At 62.2% G+C, this 16,369-nt stretch carries 16 protein-coding genes; 9 read left to right on the forward strand and 7 right to left on the reverse strand.

Translation table 11 applies throughout. The annotated features are described in order from the left end of the window. Positions 1-44 precede the first annotated feature (44 nt). Both hdaA and C4N04_RS01190 read right to left on the reverse strand, forming a co-directional pair. Positions 45-758, reverse strand: a complete 714-nt coding sequence (hdaA, locus tag C4N04_RS01185; RefSeq protein ID WP_009994955.1) for a DnaA regulatory inactivator HdaA — start codon at positions 756-758, stop codon at positions 45-47. Next, positions 751-1,875 carry an AI-2E family transporter gene (locus tag C4N04_RS01190; protein ID WP_106795269.1) on the reverse strand — a complete coding sequence of 375 codons (1,125 nt, stop codon included), beginning with the start codon at positions 1,873-1,875 and terminating at the stop codon, positions 751-753. The genes hdaA and C4N04_RS01190 overlap by 8 nt, the downstream gene beginning before the upstream one ends. Before the next feature lie 246 nt (positions 1,876-2,121). Here C4N04_RS01190 and purM point away from each other — a divergent pair, with 246 nt between their 5' ends. Together purM and purN are read left to right on the forward strand one after the other, a co-directional pair. Then, entirely contained in the window at positions 2,122-3,195 is a 1,074-nt protein-coding gene (gene purM / locus C4N04_RS01195; RefSeq protein WP_077993221.1) for a phosphoribosylformylglycinamidine cyclo-ligase, read from the forward strand. Next, positions 3,192-3,863, forward strand: coding sequence for a phosphoribosylglycinamide formyltransferase (purN, locus tag C4N04_RS01200; RefSeq protein WP_009992173.1), 672 nt, complete (start codon positions 3,192-3,194; stop codon positions 3,861-3,863). Before purM ends, purN begins: the two co-directional genes overlap by 4 nt. 238 nt (positions 3,864-4,101) lie before the next feature. Here purN and C4N04_RS01205 read toward each other — a convergent pair whose 3' ends face one another. The 3 genes from C4N04_RS01205 to C4N04_RS01215 form a co-directional block, all read right to left on the reverse strand. Beyond that, complete coding sequence (locus C4N04_RS01205; RefSeq protein ID WP_009995514.1) at positions 4,102-5,271, reverse strand: alpha-D-ribose 1-methylphosphonate 5-triphosphate diphosphatase; 1,170 nt, start codon at positions 5,269-5,271, stop codon at positions 4,102-4,104. Between the two features lie 147 nt (positions 5,272-5,418). Further along, positions 5,419-6,009, reverse strand: coding sequence for an NUDIX domain-containing protein (locus C4N04_RS01210; protein WP_077993219.1), 591 nt, complete (start codon positions 6,007-6,009; stop codon positions 5,419-5,421). Continuing rightward, the gene (locus tag C4N04_RS01215; RefSeq protein ID WP_077993217.1) at positions 6,006-8,210 is read right to left on the reverse strand and encodes a molybdopterin oxidoreductase family protein; all 2,205 of its coding nucleotides are present in this window, start codon (positions 8,208-8,210) and stop codon (positions 6,006-6,008) included. The genes C4N04_RS01210 and C4N04_RS01215 overlap by 4 nt, the downstream gene beginning before the upstream one ends. 16 nt (positions 8,211-8,226) lie before the next feature. On the opposite strand from C4N04_RS01215, the gene C4N04_RS01220 reads away from it, so the two are divergent. Both C4N04_RS01220 and C4N04_RS01225 read left to right on the forward strand, forming a co-directional pair. Beyond that, positions 8,227-9,096, forward strand: coding sequence for a 23S rRNA (adenine(2030)-N(6))-methyltransferase RlmJ (locus C4N04_RS01220; protein WP_009990753.1), 870 nt, complete (start codon positions 8,227-8,229; stop codon positions 9,094-9,096). A 56-nt stretch (positions 9,097-9,152) separates the two neighbouring features. Next, the gene (locus C4N04_RS01225) at positions 9,153-9,749 is read left to right on the forward strand and encodes a glutathione S-transferase (protein ID WP_077993215.1); all 597 of its coding nucleotides are present in this window, start codon (positions 9,153-9,155) and stop codon (positions 9,747-9,749) included. Between the two features lie 82 nt (positions 9,750-9,831). Here the strand turns inward: C4N04_RS01225 and C4N04_RS01230 are convergent, their stop codons facing one another. Beyond that, positions 9,832-10,467 carry an outer membrane protein gene (locus C4N04_RS01230; RefSeq protein WP_038688042.1) on the reverse strand — a complete coding sequence of 212 codons (636 nt, stop codon included), beginning with the start codon at positions 10,465-10,467 and terminating at the stop codon, positions 9,832-9,834. A 365-nt stretch (positions 10,468-10,832) separates the two neighbouring features. On the opposite strand from C4N04_RS01230, the gene C4N04_RS01235 reads away from it, so the two are divergent. The 5 genes from C4N04_RS01235 (at position 10,833) to C4N04_RS01260 (ending at position 15,346) form a co-directional block, all read left to right on the forward strand. After that, a complete protein-coding gene (locus C4N04_RS01235) occupies positions 10,833-11,600 on the forward strand; it encodes an SDR family oxidoreductase (protein WP_009992149.1) in 768 nt (255 codons plus the stop codon). Then, entirely contained in the window at positions 11,597-13,636 is a 2,040-nt protein-coding gene (uvrC, locus tag C4N04_RS01240) for an excinuclease ABC subunit UvrC (RefSeq protein ID WP_077993214.1), read from the forward strand. Before C4N04_RS01235 ends, uvrC begins: the two co-directional genes overlap by 4 nt. A gap of 162 nt (positions 13,637-13,798) precedes the next feature. Further along, positions 13,799-14,389: a CDP-diacylglycerol--glycerol-3-phosphate 3-phosphatidyltransferase gene (gene pgsA / locus C4N04_RS01245; protein ID WP_064682126.1), complete on the forward strand. Its 591-nt coding sequence runs from the start codon at positions 13,799-13,801 to the stop codon at positions 14,387-14,389. Then, positions 14,386-14,640, forward strand: coding sequence for a molybdopterin converting factor subunit 1 (gene moaD, locus C4N04_RS01250; RefSeq protein ID WP_106795270.1), 255 nt, complete (start codon positions 14,386-14,388; stop codon positions 14,638-14,640). Before pgsA ends, moaD begins: the two co-directional genes overlap by 4 nt. Before the next feature lie 244 nt (positions 14,641-14,884). Continuing rightward, on the forward strand, positions 14,885-15,346 hold the full coding sequence (locus C4N04_RS01260) for a molybdenum cofactor biosynthesis protein MoaE (RefSeq protein ID WP_038692423.1): 462 nt from the start codon (positions 14,885-14,887) through the stop codon (positions 15,344-15,346). A 101-nt stretch (positions 15,347-15,447) separates the two neighbouring features. Here C4N04_RS01260 and C4N04_RS01265 read toward each other — a convergent pair whose 3' ends face one another. Beyond that, entirely contained in the window at positions 15,448-16,344 is an 897-nt protein-coding gene (locus tag C4N04_RS01265; protein ID WP_039618938.1) for a branched-chain amino acid ABC transporter permease, read from the reverse strand. Positions 16,345-16,369: the final 25 nt, after the last annotated feature.

The following is a 16,369-nucleotide window of genomic DNA, read 5'->3' on the forward strand; positions in this document are numbered from 1 at the left end:
ATCGCGACGGCAATTATATCAGTTTCACGACGGAACTGTGACAGTCAATCGGCCGGTTCCGAATTTCCCAATTCATTCAATACTTCGGCAGCAAGAGACCGGGTGATCTTCGTGCCCCGCGACAGGGCCAGCCGGTCGAGCCGTTCGACGATCGTCTGGGCCGCGTTCAGCGACCGCTCCATGCGGTTAACGATATAGAGCACGAGTTTGTCATCTATATAAAGCTGCCGGTCGGCGAAGAGCTTGACGATCACCTGCGACAGCAGCGCCTCATCGGGTTCGCCGATCTCGACGACCGTCGCAGCCTTCAGGCGCGAGCGCAAATCGGGCAGCTGAACCGGCCAGGACATCGGCCAGAGACGGCTTGTTATCAACAGGCTGGTGCCGTTTTCGCGAACGCTGTTGATGACATGGAAGAGCGCATTGTCGTCAAAGCCCTGGCGATCGGCATCCTCGAACAGCACCGGGCCGGCGGCCGCGGCAACTGCCGCGTCCGAGCCAAGTTCGGGATGAATGCTCACGGCGCCGCTCAACTCGCTCCAGATGCGGGCGAGATGGGATTTTCCCGAGCCGACGGGGCCGGCGAGCACGACGACCGGCGACGGCCATTCCGGCCAGGCATCGACGATCGAAACGGCGGCGGCAAGACGCTCCGAGATCAGGAGATCGTCACGGCCGCTGGCGGCATCGTGCGAAAAGAGCAGCGACAACTGCTCCGCGGCCTTGCGCTTCAGCGCAACGTTCTTCACGTCATTCATTGGGAACTGATTTCGTCTTCTGAGCGCGGCCACTCGGCGACCCGCCAAAATAAAGATCGCTCTGAAGGTAGCGCGAAAGCGCGAAGCGAACAAGAACGCCGACGGCGGCGGCGGCCGGCACGGCGACCAGAAGACCGACGAAACCGAAGAGCGCGCCGAAGGCAAACAGCGCAAACATCAGCCAGACCGGATGCAGGCCGACGCTGGAGCCGACGAGCTTCGGCTGCAGAATGTTGCCTTCGAGGAACTGGCCGCTGAAGAAGACGACGATCACCAGCCCGATCCAGGAATAATCCGGCCAGAACTGCACGATCGCTACGCCAACGGAAAGAACGAGGCCGACCAGCGAGCCGACATAGGGGATGAAACTGATCATGCCGGCAAAGAGGCCGATCAGCAGGCCGAAATTCAAGCCGACGAGCGAGAGGCCTGCGGCATAATAGATGCCGAGGATGAGGCAGAGCGAGCCCTGGCCACGGATGAAGCCGGCGATCGCCTGATCGATCTCCTTGGCGATCTGGCGGACATCGGCGACGTAATCGCGTGGTATCCACTGATCGACCTTGGAGACCATGCGGTCCCAATCGAGCAGGATATAGAAGGCGACGACCGGGGTGACGACGAGCAGCGATATGACGTCGACGATCGCCTTGCCGGAATTCCAGATCTGGGCAAAGAGGCCGGTCAAGAAACCCATGCCCTCGGAGAGGATGCCGGAGAAATTATCCTTGATCGTGCCGGCCTGACTCCTGACCCATTCCGGCAGCAGCGAGTTTTTCGAGCTATCAATGAACTGCTGCAACTGGCTGATATAGCCCGGCAGCCGCTCGGCGAAATCGTTGAACTGGCTGACGAGCACGGGAATAAGGATCATCAGCGCCAGGGTGAAGGTGATCACGAAGGCGATCAGGATGACGATCGTCGCCATGAAGCGGCTGAGGCCAAGCCGCTGCAGCCTGTCTGCCACCGGATCGAGGAAATAGGCGATCGCCATACCGGCGATGAAAGGCAGAAGGATCGAGCTGAAGACATAGAGAAAGGCGATGAAGAAGACGAGTACAGCCAGCCAGAAGAAGATCTGGCGCTTGAGACTGTTGCCGCTGATTTGCTGTGGCATCGCTTCCCCGCTGATCGCTCGCCGCCGCTGAACGCCGCGTCGTCTGCGACGCGGTCATTCAGCACATAGGATGCAGGCGTAAAGATGGTCAACCCTGTCGCGGCAATTCCGGAAAATGCCGGCTGAAGACACGGGAAATTGGGGGCTTTTGCCATGCAGCGCTTGCATAAACGGCCCTGTCATGCAATTGCGACCGGCAGATGACGCGGCGTGTCGGCCGCCTGAAAACAGCCATCGGAGACCAGCATGAGCCAGTCTGGGAAAAACGGCCTGACCTACAGCGACGCGGGCGTCGACATCGATGCCGGCAACCTCCTCGTCGAGAAGATCAAGCCGGCGGTGCGCTCGACGCGGCGTCCCGGGGCCGACGGCGAAATCGGCGGCTTCGGCGGGCTCTTCGACCTCAAGGCCGCAGGCTTTACCGACCCGGTTCTCGTCGCCGCCAATGACGGCGTCGGCACCAAGCTGAAGATCGCCATCGACGCGGACTATCACGACACCGTCGGCATCGACCTCGTCGCCATGTGCGTCAACGATCTCGTCGTCCAGGGCGCCGAACCGCTGTTCTTCCTCGATTATTTCGCCACCGGCAAGCTCGACCCCGACCAAGGTGCTGCGATCGTCGGCGGCATTGCCGCCGGCTGCCGCGAGGCCGGCTGCGCGCTGATCGGCGGCGAGACGGCCGAAATGCCGGGCATGTATTCCTCCGGCGATTACGATCTTGCCGGCTTTGCCGTCGGCGCTGCCGAACGCGGCCAGTTGCTCCCCTCCGGCGACATTGCCGAAGGCGACGTCATTCTCGGCCTCGCTTCCTCCGGCGTCCACTCCAATGGCTTCTCGCTGGTGCGCAAGATCGTTTCGCTTTCCGGCCTCGGCTGGGATGCACCGGCGCCGTTCGCCGACGGCAAGAAGCTCGGTGAAGCGCTGCTGGAGCCGACCCGCATCTATGTGAAGCCGCTGCTGAAGGCGATCCGCGAGACGCGTGCGCTGAAGGCGCTCGCCCATATTACCGGCGGCGGCTTCCCGGAAAATATTCCGCGCGTGCTGCCGAAGCATTTGGCGGCCGAGATCGACCTTGCGGCCGTCAAGGTTCCGCCAGTCTTCTCGTGGCTCGCCAGGACCGGCGGCGTCGAAGCCAAGGAAATGCTGCGCACCTTCAACTGCGGCATCGGCATGATCGTCGTCGTCGCCGCAGAGAATGTCGCCGCGGTATCGAAGGCGCTTGAAGCCGAAGGCGAAAAAGTCGTCACGCTCGGGCGCATGATCGCCCGCGCCGAAGGCGCTGCCGGCACGGTCTACAAGGGTACGCTTGCCATATGAGCACGCCGCGCAAACGCGTCGTCGTCCTCATATCCGGTGGCGGCTCCAACATGATGGCGCTGGTCGCGGCGGCGAAGGCCGCCGACTATCCGGCCGAGATCGTCGGCGTGATATCAGACAAGGCGGAGGCCGGCGGCCTTGCCAAGGCGGCGGCCGAAGGCATCGCCACCTTCGCTTTTCCCCGCAAGGATTATGCCAGCAAGGACGCGCATGAAGCGGCGATCTTTTCGGCGCTCGACGAACTTTCACCCGACATCCTCTGCCTGGCCGGCTACATGCGGTTGCTGACGCCGACCTTCATCCAGCGTTATGAAGGCCGGATGCTCAACATCCACCCTTCCTTGCTGCCGCTCTTCCCAGGCCTGCACACCCATCAGCGCGCCATCGACGCCGGCATGCGCATTGCCGGCTGCACGGTGCACTTCGTCACCGAAGGCATGGACGAAGGCCCGGTGATCGGCCAGGCCGCCGTTCCGGTCCTTTCCGGCGACACGGCCGAAAGCCTTGCCGCGCGAGTGCTCACCGTCGAGCACCAGATCTATCCGCAGGCCCTGCGGCTCTTTGCCGAAGGCCGCGTGACGATGGAAGGCGGCAAGGCGGTGGGCGCCGAGGCTTCGGCGGCTACCCCTAAGGCCCAGCTCATCTCGCTGATCGGCGATCGCGGTTAGAGCGCATCTCCGCGCGACGCGGTTCAGGCTGCGAACAAAGTCAATCAACGCCCTATGCGATCGCGGCCCCTCATCCGGCTGCCGGCACCTTCTCCCCGTAAACGGGGCGAAGGGACATGCCGCACCGGCTTCCTCAACCTTGACGCTGCATTTGGCACGTCCCCTCGCCCCGTTTACGGGGAGAGGGTTAGGGTGAGGGGCAACCACCGGTACGAACCGCAAGTTCTAGGGAAATGTACTAAGCCGCCAACGCCCGCAATGGATGCAGCGTGCCGTCGCTGTAGACGAAGCGGCCGGCGCGGAAGGTGGCGCGGATGCGGTTGATGTCGCCGGGCTCGACTACGACCAGATCGGCGCGCTGGCCGATAGCGATTTCGCCGCGGTCCAGGAGGCCGGCGGAGCGGGCGGCGTTGCCGGTCGCCATGGCGACGGCGGCCGGTAGGCCCCCTTCCACCGTGTCTGCGAGCTTGAAGATGCCGGGCACGAAGGCGGCCGGGTGATAATCGGCGGCGATGACGCTGAGCAGTCCGGCCCTTGCGGCATCGAGGGCGCTGAGATTGCCGGACATCGACTGGCCGCGCAGCGCGTTCGGCGCGCCCATCAGCGTCCAGAGGCCGCGGCGGCGCGCCTCTTCCGCCGCGGGTGCCGTCACCGGAAACTCGCTGATGGTGACGCCGAGGTCGTGCATTTCGGCGACCTTCTCGATGCTGTCGTCGTCATGCGAGGCAAGCGACAGCTTGTGCTTCAGCGACAGCGCGACGATCTCTCTCAGCTTGGTCTCGATGTCGGGGTTATTGCGCATGGCAATGCGCTTGGCGACGATCTCGGCGGCCATGTCCTCGGAAATGGCGCGGCGCTCGGAAATGCTGAGGATGTAGCTCTGCAGATTGTTGTACTGACCCTGGCCGGGCGTATGGTCGGTGAGCGAAACCATGTCGATCTGATTGGCATTCAGCAGGCGCTCGAGAGCCGGCGCGGCGCCGACATTGGTGACTTCGTAGCGGGCGTGGACGCGGTGGTCGATCAGCAGATTATCGCGCAGGCGGTTGATGCCCTCGATCACCGCCGATGTGGTCTCCAGCGAGCGCACATGGCCGTAGACACTTTCGGTGGCGAAGGAGACGGCGGCAAAGGCGGTGGTGACACCCGCGGCGGCAAGTTTCTTGTCGAGCTCGTGGATGCCGAAATCGATCGGCATCGTCGCGTTCGGCCGCGGCGCGATCTCGCGCTCGATCATGTCGCCATGCAGATCGACGAATCCCGGCATCAGCAGCCGCCCGCCACCATCGATGGCAGCGCCGGCGACCGGCTCCGGCCGGATTTCGGCGATGGCGCCGTCCTCAACACGCACAGAACCTTCGCTCACCACCTCGTTCGGGAGAACGAGAGTGAAATTGCTGAGCCACATGGGCTTTCTCCTGACCGCATCGATGATTGACTGACCGCAGCGGATAGAACCGCTTCGTGACAAACGTATGAACTTTCGAACGCCATAACCGCGATAGCGAAACCGTCCTGAGTCCAACCCGGCGGGTTGCTCGAGACCGCTCATCCGCTATCGAAGTTTATTCCTGTTCAACAGAGCCCATTGCAGCAGCATGATCGTCTTGGCGTCGAAGATCTCGCCGTTTTCGATCATCTGGGCGGCCTCATCGAGCGGGATTTCGAGAACCTCGATATCCTCGTGCTCCTCGTCCAGGCCACCGCCTTCCGCCACGCGGTCGGTTATGTCGATCAGCGAGACGAAGAAGTGGACGACTTCGGTGATGGCGCCGGGCGACGGGTAGCATTTGAAGAGGAAACTCGCGTCGCGCAGGTGGTAACCGGTTTCTTCCATCGCCTCGCGGCGGATCGCCTGTTCGGGATGATCGTCATCGAGCAAGCCGGCCGGCACCTCGATCATCCAGGCGGGATCGCCGTTCAGATGCACGGCAAGCCGGAACTGGCGGACGAGAACGACGACGTCGCGTTTGGGATCATAGAGCAGGATGCAGGCGGCGGGCGTGCGGTGATAGACCTCCCGCTTCAGCTGCTGGGTCGCGCCCTTGCGATCGATGTAATCGAGCAGGTAGCTACTCAATCGTGTCCAGCCATTCGACAGCGTTTGCTCGCTGACGATCTTCATGCGTGATTTCGGCTGCGTCATGCTGTGTCCCTGCGAAGCCAGACTTTGTTGTCGTGTACGGCCGCCCCTCCATAGGGCGCCACGGGGTCGGCGCCGGTCAGCACGTTGATGCCCTCGCCGTCGACATGCGCCTTGTTCGGCCAGAGGCCCTCCGCGATCAGCACGCCCGACTTCACCTCAGTCGTGATGCGGGCGTGGATCCGCAGATCGCCGCGGCTATTGCCGATGCGGACGAGATCGCCATGGGAAATGCCGCTGGCTTCGGCGTCGGCGGGATTGATCATCACTTCGGGGCGGCCCTCTTTCTGGCGGGAGGTCTTGGTTTCGGAGAAACTCGAATTCAAGAAGTTGCGGGCGGGCGATGTGGCGAGACGGAAGGGATGCTCGGGATCGGCGACCTCGATGACATCGACCTGATCCGGAAAAACGGGAAGCTCCGCATGCGGCCCGAGCGCGCCGATCGCCGCCGGGGGCTTGTTCGGCGCCGGCTGGTTTATCCAGTCCGGACGGAAATGGAATTTGCCGTCCGGATGGGCAAACCCGTTCAGGAAATGCGCCTCTTCGAAGGCCGGCTGACGGTCGAACCATTTATGCTCGAGGAAGTGATCGTAATCCGGCAGATCGCTCGATTTCAGGATGCGGTCGACCATCTCGCGGGCGGAAAAACCGAAGCCCGGGCGATCGGCGACCTCGAGGCGTTTTGCCAGTTCCTCGATGACGAAGAGATTGGTGCGCACGCTCGGCGGCGGCTCGACCAGCTTCGGCCCGAGCAGGATATGATTCTGGCCGCCGGCCCGGTAGATGTCGTCATGCTCGACGAACATCGTTGCCGGGATGACGATGTCGGCAATCTCGGCCGTCTCGGTCATGAACTGCTCGTGCACGGCGACGAACAGGTCGTCGCGGGCAAAGCCGCGCCTGACCAGGCGCTGCTCGGGGGCGATGTTTGCCGGATTGGTGTTCTGGATCAGCATCGCCGTCACCGGGCCTCGATGGCGCAGCGCCACGGGGTCGCCGGTGAGAACGCGGCCGATCTGCGACTGATCGAGCATGCGGATATCGGCATCCTTCATCGACCGGCCGGTCAGTTCCGCATTGTTCATGCGGAAGATATCGCTGTTGGAATGGAAGGCGCCGCCGCCCTCATATTGCCAGGAGCCGAGGACGGTGGCGACCGAGGCGGCCGCATGCATCGCGACCGCGCCGTTGCGCTGGCGGGTGAAGCCGTAGCCCAGGCGGAAAAAGGTCTTCTTCGTCGTGCCGACAAGGCGGGCGAAGGCTTCGATCTCTTCGACCGAAAGGCCGGTGATCTCGGCCGCCCATTGCGGCGTCCTGGTTTTCAGATGCGCTTCGAGGCCGGCGGGATCGTCGGCATAGCGCGCCATGTAATTCCGGTCGGCATAGCCGTCGCGGAAGGCGACGTGCATGACGGCGCAGGCAAGTGCCGCATCGGTGCCGGGCCCGACGATCAAGGCCATGTCGGCCTGCTTCATCGTCGGGTTGTCGTAAATGTCGATGACGACGATCTTGGCGCCGCGCTCCTTGCGCGCCTTGATGGCGTGGGTCATGACGTTGACCTGTGTCGAGACCGCATTGGTGCCCCAGATGACGACGCAATCGGTTCGGCCCATCTCGCGCGGATCGGGGCCGCGCAGCGTGCCGGTCGCCATGGTGAAGCCGGTCCAGGCCGGATTGGTGCAGATCGAGGAGAAGAAGCCGGAATAGCGCTTGGCGTGGCGCAGGCGGTCGATCGAATCGCGCTGTACCCAGCCCATGGTGCCGGCGTAGAAATAGGGCCAGATGGCCTCGCTGCCGTCTTTAGCCTCGGCCTTCACGAAGGCTTCGGCGATCTCGTCCAGCGCATCGTCCCAGGAAATCTGCTGCCATTGCCCTGCCCCCTTGGCACCGCTGCGGCGCAAGGGATACATCAGCCGGTCGGGATGATAGAGCCGCTCGGCATAACGGGCGACCTTGGCGCAGATGACGCCCGCGGTGTAGGAATGATCATTGGCGCCGCGCACGCGGCCGATGCGGCCATCCTCAAATAGTTCGACCTCCAGCGCGCAGGTGGAGGGACAGTCGTGCGGGCAGGCCGTGTGGCCCAGCCTGGTGTCCGGCTTCGGGGATTTGGCGTCGATGGGGGTCGCAATGTTCATGGCATTTGTATATTCCAAGGCTTGAATGGCCAAAAGCCAGAAAAACTCCCCATGACGCGAATTCATACGGACATCAGCGAAAATGAACTACCGCCACATCTACCATGCGGGCAATTTTGCCGATGTGCTGAAACATGCCGTGCTGGCGCGGCTGATCCGCTACATGCAGAAGAAGGATGGCGGCTTCCGCGTGCTCGACACGCATGCCGGCATCGGCCTCTACGACCTTTCCTCCGAGGAGGCGCAGAAAACCGGCGAATGGCTTGAGGGCATCGGCAAGCTGATGGAGGCCGACCTCGGACCGCAGGTTTCCGAGCTGCTGGAACCCTACCTCTCGGCAATTCGCGAACTCAATCCGGAGGGCGGCATCCGCTTTTATCCCGGATCGCCGAAACTGGCGCGCATGCTGTTCCGGCCGCAGGACAGGCTGTCGGCGATGGAGCTGCATCCCGAGGACTATGCGCGTCTGCACCGGCTGTTCGAAGGCGATCACCATGCGCGCATCACCGAACTCGACGGCTGGCTGGCGCTCGGCGCGCATCTGCCGCCGAAGGAAAAGCGCGGAATCGTGCTCGTCGATCCGCCCTTCGAGGAAGAGGACGAATATCAGCGCCTGGCCAAGGGGCTGGAGAGGGCCTATCGGCGCTTTCCCGGCGGCACCTATTGCCTGTGGTATCCGCTGAAGAAGGGCGCGCCGATCAAGGAATTCCACGAGACGCTGCAGGCGCTCGACATTCCGAAAATGCTCTGCGCCGAACTGACCGTGCGCAGCGATCGCGGCACGACAGGACTGACCGGCTCAGGCCTCGTCATCGTCAATCCGCCCTTCACCCTGAAGGACGAGTTGCACCAGATGCTTCCCGCGCTGAAGGACCACCTGGCGCAGGACCGCTTCGCCTCGCAACGCGCCTTCTGGCTGCGCGGCGAGAACAAGACGGCCAAGGGCGATTGACCCTACCATCGGCTTCGGGGATAGTCCGCGCCATTCACAATCTCGTCAGGTGTCCCATGAAGCTCCTCTGTTCGCCCGCATCGCCCTATTCCAGCAAGGTGCGGATGGCCGCGCATTTCCTCGGTATCGAGCTGAACGCCGTCCGAGTCGACACCAATACCGGGCCTGCGATCCTGGTGGACAACAATCCACTCGGGAAAATTCCGACGCTTCTGACGGATGACGGGGCGTCGATCTTCGACAGCGTGGCAATCATGCATTATTTCGACCGGCTGACGAAGGGCGGGCTCTATCCTTCCAAAAATGGCAAACGCACGGATGCAGAAGTGCTCGAAGCACTGTGCGACGGCATTTGCGACTGCCTGCTCACGATCGTCTACGAGCGGCGCTTCCGCGACGAGGAAAAGGTCCATCAGCCCTGGATCGACCGGCAATGGAAGAAGGTGACGGCCGGGCTTGCCCATCTCAGCGCCAAGCCGCCGAAACTCGGAAAGAAGCTCAATGGCGGGCATTTTGCACTCGCCGCCATGCTCGACTATCTCGACCTGCGCTTCAAAGACCAGTGGGAAGCCGATCATGGACCGTTGATCGACTGGCTGGAGCAATTCGAAAAGAAATTCCCCGCTCATAGCGAGCTCAAGGCCAGCGCCTGATCCGGCAGCCGATTTACGAGGATCGAGCCAACAAAAAAGCCGGGCGACGTGCCCGGCTTCCTCGTATTTCTGTCCAGTCGGCTTAGAACTTGACGCCGATACCGAGCTTGACGCTGTTCTCGTCGTAACCGCGCGAGAAGCTGCCGGAGTCGAGGTCGTAATCCTTGCTCTGGTAGTCGGTGTAGCGATATTCCAGGCGCGTCGTGATGTTGTTAGTCACGAAGGCTTCGACGCCGGCGCCGACCGTATAGCCGTAAGCCGTCTTGCTTTCGTCCGAGGTGTCATCGGAAACCTTGATGTTGCCGAGGGCAAGACCGGCGGTACCGTAGAGCAGGAAGGGGTTCATGTCGTAGCCGACGCGGCCACGGACGGAGCCGTTCCAGCCATACTTGTTCTCGACGCCGCCCGAGGAAACGTCGTCGCCGCTGTAGCCGAGGTCAGATTCAACGCCGTAGACGATCTGGCCGGCCTGCCAGTTATAGCCGGTGAAGACCTGGCCGCCGAAACCATAGGTGTGACGGTCGGAACCGAAGTCACCCATGTTGTAGGTGCCGGCGCCGCCGAGGTAGAAGCCCTCCCAGTTGCCGGCCGGCTTGACCGGGGCGTCCTGGGCGACCGGTGCTTCCGGAACCTGATCGACGGCATCGGCCGCCTGAGCTGCCGAGACGCCCGCGATTGCAAAAGCAGAGGCCATGAGGCCAGCAATGAGTACACGCATACTTTTCTCCTTTCAGTCCCGCGCCGCTTTTCATCTGTCTATCAGCGAAGCATTGGCGGGGAAATTGCCAGATGTCCCTTCCGGATCGGGACTGAAATTGAAACTGAAATGCGGATTTGAAAGAGCCAAATTGTGATATCATTGTGGCGGCCACATGGCTGAAATTCGATGTTGCTTGAGCGCAACATACACTTCATTAACCCTACTGAAGGGTTAAACTAAAAATACTTATTTTAGGAAATCGCATTCTTAAATAATACATAGAATATCAGGGCAACGATGGCAACCGCAGCGGCCTATTTATATAATCTCCGCCCGCCCCTATATAGTCGACAAACAGACTCGCGGGATCAGAAGGCTAGATTTTGAACGACGAAAGACTTCGCGCGGCCCTGATAACGGGGGCTGCCAAGAGAATAGGCCGGGCAATTGCCGAAGACCTTGCTGCAAATGGCTTTTCCGTTGCGATTCACGCGAACGGCTCCCTCGGCGAAGCCGAAGAACTGGCGGCGGAATTGCGGCGGAAGGGATATCGGGCGCTCGCGCTCAAAGCCGACCTTACCGATAGCGGCGAAACCGGCGCCCTCATAAAAAGAGCGGCGGAGGCGCTCGGTCCGATCGATCTGCTCGTCAACAACGCCTCGATCTTCCGTCAGGATTCGGCCCGCAGTTTCGATGCGGAAGCATGGGCGCAGCATTTCGATATCCATGTGCGCGCGCCCTCGATTCTTGCCGCAGCCTTTGCCGAACAGCTGCCTGATGATGCGACCGGACTGATCGTCAACATCATCGACCAGCGCGTCTGGGCGCTCAATCCGGGCTTCTATTCCTATACGCTCTCCAAGGCGGCACTCTGGACGGCGACGCAGACGATGGCGCAGACCTTTGCGCCGAAGCTGCGCGTCAACGCCATCGGCCCCGGCCCGACGGTGCGCAGCGCGCGGCAATCGGAAGAGGACTTCCAGGCTCAGATCGACGGGCTTATCATGAAGGCGGGGCCGGGATTCGGCGAGTTCGGACGAACGATTCGCTTCCTCTTCGACACGCCCTCGATCACCGGCCAGATGATTGCCCTCGACGGCGGCCAGCACCTCGCCTGGCAGACGCCCGATGTGGCGGAGATTACGGAATGAACGGACGAAAGCTGCTGGATGGCGGCGTTCTCTACGACGAAACGGATGAGAGCGAAGACGAGATCGAGGTGGAAGGCGAGGTTTCCGCCGCCCCCCTCGCGGCGGCGGTCGACTGGAACGCCGGCAGCCTCAACGAGACTGGGCTCATCGGCGCCGAACTGATCGGCGAATTCGTCAAACGCCTGCCGAACAGTCCCGGCGTCTACCGCATGTTCAATGCCGAAGGTGACGTACTTTATGTCGGCAAGGCGCGCAGCCTGAAGAAGCGTGTCGGCAATTACGCGGTCGGCCGCGTGCATTCCAACCGCATTGCCCAGATGGTGCGCCAGACGGCGAATATGGAATTCGTGACGACGCGCACGGAAACCGAAGCGCTGCTCTTGGAAGCGAATCTGATCAAGCGCTTGCGGCCGCGCTTTAACGTGCTGCTGCGCGACGACAAGTCGTTTCCCTATATTTTGATCACCGGCGATCACCGGGCGCCGGCGATTTTCAAGCATCGCGGCGCCAGGGCGCGAAAGGGCGACTATTTCGGACCTTTCGCGTCGGCGGGCGCGGTCGGGCGGACGATCAATTCGCTGCAACGCGCCTTCCTGATCCGCACCTGCACCGACAGCGTCTTCGAAACGCGCACCCGCCCCTGCCTGCTCTATCAGATCAAGCGCTGCTCCGGGCCCTGCACCCATGAGGTCAGCGACGAGGGTTACGCCGAACTGGTGCAGGAGGCGAAGGACTTCCTTTCGGGCAAAAGCCAGAAGGTGAAGTCGCATATGGCCGAAGCGATGAACCAGGCCGCCGAGGATCTCGACTTCGAGCGGGCGGCGATCTATCGCGATCGCCTGGCGGCACTTTCGCATGTGCAGAGCCACCAGGGCATCAATCCGGCCGGCGTTGAGGAAGCGGACGTTTTCGCCATCCATCACGAAGGCGGCGTCTCCTGCATCCAGGTCTTCTTCTTCCGCACCGGTCAGAACTGGGGCAACCGCGCCTATTTTCCGAAGGCCGACCCGCAGCTTTCCGGCGCCGAAGTGCTGAATGCTTTTCTGGCGCAGTTTTACGACGACAAGCCGGTGCCGAAGCAGATCATGCTGTCGGAGACGGTCGAGGAACTGGAACTGCTCGCCGCCGCACTCAGCGAAAAGGCCGGTCACAAGGTTTCCATCCTCGTGCCGCAGCGGGGCGAAAAGCGCGATCTCGTCGAGCACGTCATCGGCAATGCGCGCGAGGCGCATGGGCGAAAGCTTGCCGAGACGGCGTCGCAGTCACGACTGCTCGAGGGCTTCAAGGAGACCTTCGGGCTTGCCTATGCGCCGCAGCGCATCGAAATCTACGACAACTCACATATCATGGGCACCAATGCCGTCGGCGGCATGGTAGTGGCGGGGCCGGAAGGTTTCGTGAAGAACCAGTACCGCAAGTTCAACATCAAATCGACCGACATCACTCCCGGCGACGACTTCGGCATGATGAAAGAGGTGATGACACGGCGGTTCTCGCGGCTGATCAAGGAGGAAGGCATTCCCGACCGGACGGCGCAGGCAGCTGCTGCCGACGCCGCCGACATGCCCTTCCCAGCCTGGCCCGATGTGATCCTGATCGATGGCGGCCAGGGGCAGATGACGGCGGTGCGCGCCATCCTCGCCGAGCTCGGCATCACTGACAGCGTCATGGCGATCGGCATAGCCAAGGGTGTCGACCGCGATGCCGGGCGCGAGCGTTTTTTTCCGCCAGGGCGCGAGAGCTTCACGCTGCCGCCGCGCGATCCGGTGCTCTACTTCATCCAGCGCATGCGCGACGAGGCGCATCGCTTCGCGATCGGCTCGCACCGGGCGCGGCGCAAGAAAGAAATGGTCAAGAACCCGCTCGACGAGATCGGCGGCATCGGCCCGTCGCGCAAGCGGGCGCTGCTGCAGCATTTCGGCACCGCGAAAGCGGTTTCGCGCGCCGCTCTGTCCGACCTGATGGCGGTAGAAGGCATTTCGGAGGCCGTTGCCAAGCAGGTCTACAACCATTTCCACGACGACGCCGCGAAATAACCGCCGTCCGTCGCAAATTCCACGCAAAGGGGACGAAAAGACAGAAACAATGTTGACGGTCTACGCTCAAAGCCGTCATCTACGGCATCGGCCCGAAAATCGGAATCGATTTTCGTCAAGACGCGCGGCGCTATCGCGGCGCATCAATCAGAGAAACGATCCATGGCATCGCGTGCGTACAGCCTTCCCAACCTTCTGACTTACGGCCGCATCCTTGCCGTGCCGGTGATCGTGCTCTGCTTTTTCATCGAGGGCAGGCTGTCGATCAGCAATACGGCGCGCTGGGTGGCGCTGTGGATCTTCATCATCGCCTCGCTCACCGATTTCCTCGACGGCTATCTCGCCCGCATCTGGAACCAGACGTCGAATATCGGCCGCATGCTCGATCCGATCGCCGACAAACTGCTGGTCGCCTCGATCCTGCTGCTGGTCGCGGCCGACCAGACCATCGCCGGCTGGTCGATCTGGGCGGCGATCACCATTCTCTGCCGCGAGATCCTGGTGTCCGGCCTGCGTGAATATCTGGCGGCGCTGAAGGTCAGCGTGCCGGTGACACGTATTGCCAAATGGAAGACGACGCTGCAGCTCGTCGCCATCGCCTTCCTGCTCGCGGGTCCTGCCGGCGACGAGATTTTCCCCTATACGACGCAGACCGGTATCGCACTGTTGTGGATCGCAGCATTGCTGACCATCTATACCGGCTACGACTATTTCCGCGCCGGGTTGAAACATATCGTGGATGACGAGGAATGACGCGGCTTGTCTATTTCGCCTGGGTGCGCGAGCGCATCGGCAAGGGTGAGGAGGAGATCGACCTCCCCTCCTCCGTCGTCACCGTCGCCGATCTTCTGAATCATTTGAAGACGCTGGGCGAAGAATATGAGGCCGCACTTCAATATCCCGAGGTGATCAGGGTGGCGCTCGATATGGAGCATGTCCAGCATGACGAGCCGATATCGGGCGCCCGCGAGATTGGGATTTTTCCGCCGATGACGGGGGGATAAGACTCATCCGCCTGGGCTTTGGAAAGCTGCCAATGGGTACGACTGCGTTTTCCCTTCTCTCCCTCATTCCTGTGCTTGTCACAGGAATCCAGTGCGCCCAAGTCCTTGGGCGCGAGAGAAGCACTTGCCAAAAGGAAAAAGTCATTCACCGCGCCGACGCGCGGTGGCTGGATTCCTGTGACAAGCACAGGAATGAGGGAGGTTGGGGATACGGCAGCGCATCAAAGCAGCGGAGGCCCCTGTGGTGACCATCACCCCCACCATCCGCGTCCAGCGCGACGACTTCGACCTGCAGGCCGAAGTCGACCTGCTCTCCAAGGGCAAGCCCGGCATCGGCGCGGTCGTTACCTTCTCCGGCCTCTGCCGCGATGACGGCGGTGTGCTGGCGGCGCTGGAACTCGAGCATTATCCCGGCATGGCCGAAGCCGAGATGGCCCGCATCGGCAAACTTGCCGTCGAGCGTTTCGGGCTGCTTGGCCTGACTGCGATCCACCGCTACGGCAAGATCGCTGTGGGCGAGAATATCGTCCTCGTCGTTGCGGCCGCGCCGCACCGGCAGGCGGCGTTCGACGGCGCCAACTTCGTCATGGATTTCCTGAAGACCGCGGCCCCTTTCTGGAAGAAAGAACACGGCAAGGACGGCGCTGCCGGCGACTGGGTCGCGGCGAAAGACGCCGACGACGCGGCGCGCGACAAGTGGAAATAAATCAGCGCATTTCCTGATTATCCGAGCAACGGAAATGCGCTGCTCTTCTTGTTTTACGCAATTCCGGACGCAAAACCGCTGCGCACTTTTGCTGGAATTGCTCAGAGCACCACGCGCTCCCTGCGGCTCATGACCAGCAATAGGACGAGCAGCGAGAAGATGACGAGATCGCGCCAGACGAAGGGGCCGTAGGCGCCCCATAGGGTTTCGACGACGGCAAGCCCGGCGGCGCCGCCGGCCGAGCGCAGCGGATCGGAATAGCCGCCGACAGCGGCGATCAGCAGCACCTTCAGCCCGAACATCAGGCCGGCGCCGAAATCCATCGAACCGTAATAGAAAGTGGCGAGGATGCCGCAGATCGTGGCAACGAGGGCGGCGGCCACATAGGCGACGAGGAAGACGCGGCTGGCGCTGGTGCCGCAGAGCTCGGCGGCCAGTGGATCGTCGGTGACCGCGCGCCAGAGGCGGCCCCAGGCGGTGCGCCGGAGGATCAGCGTACCCACTGCGACGATGGCCGCCATCAGTGCGGTATCGATCAGCTGGATATGGGTGAGCGTCACCTCGAACGGCCCATCGCTCCAGAAGACGACCGTGTCGTTCAGAAACGGCGGCAGCCAGATCGCCCTAGTATCGGCGGCGAGCCGGGCGGTTTCCATCAGCACGATCATGATGCCGAGGGCAGCGACGATGACTGTGTTCGGCGACTTGCTGACCAGCGGCAGCATGATCGAGCGGCCGATCCAGATGCCCGCCGCCAGCGAATAGGCGATCGCGGCACAGGCGCCGACGGCAAGGGCGGCCGGCAGCACCAGCCAGAAGCGGTTGAAGGCGAGCTCGGTGAAAAGCAGCAGGATCTGGCCGGAGAAGGCGAAGATCGCCCCATAGGTGATATCGGCTCGCTTGGTGACGCCGAAGGCGACGGCATAACCGAAGGCGAGCGCGGCATAGAGGGCGGCAAGCGGAACCGCATTCGCCAGCTGCTGCAGAAGATAGGCCATTCCGGACACTCCGCGTCACCAAAAT

This window comes from Rhizobium sp. H4, from assembly GCF_003013335.1.
Lineage (GTDB): Bacteria > Pseudomonadota > Alphaproteobacteria > Rhizobiales > Rhizobiaceae > Rhizobium > Rhizobium sophoriradicis.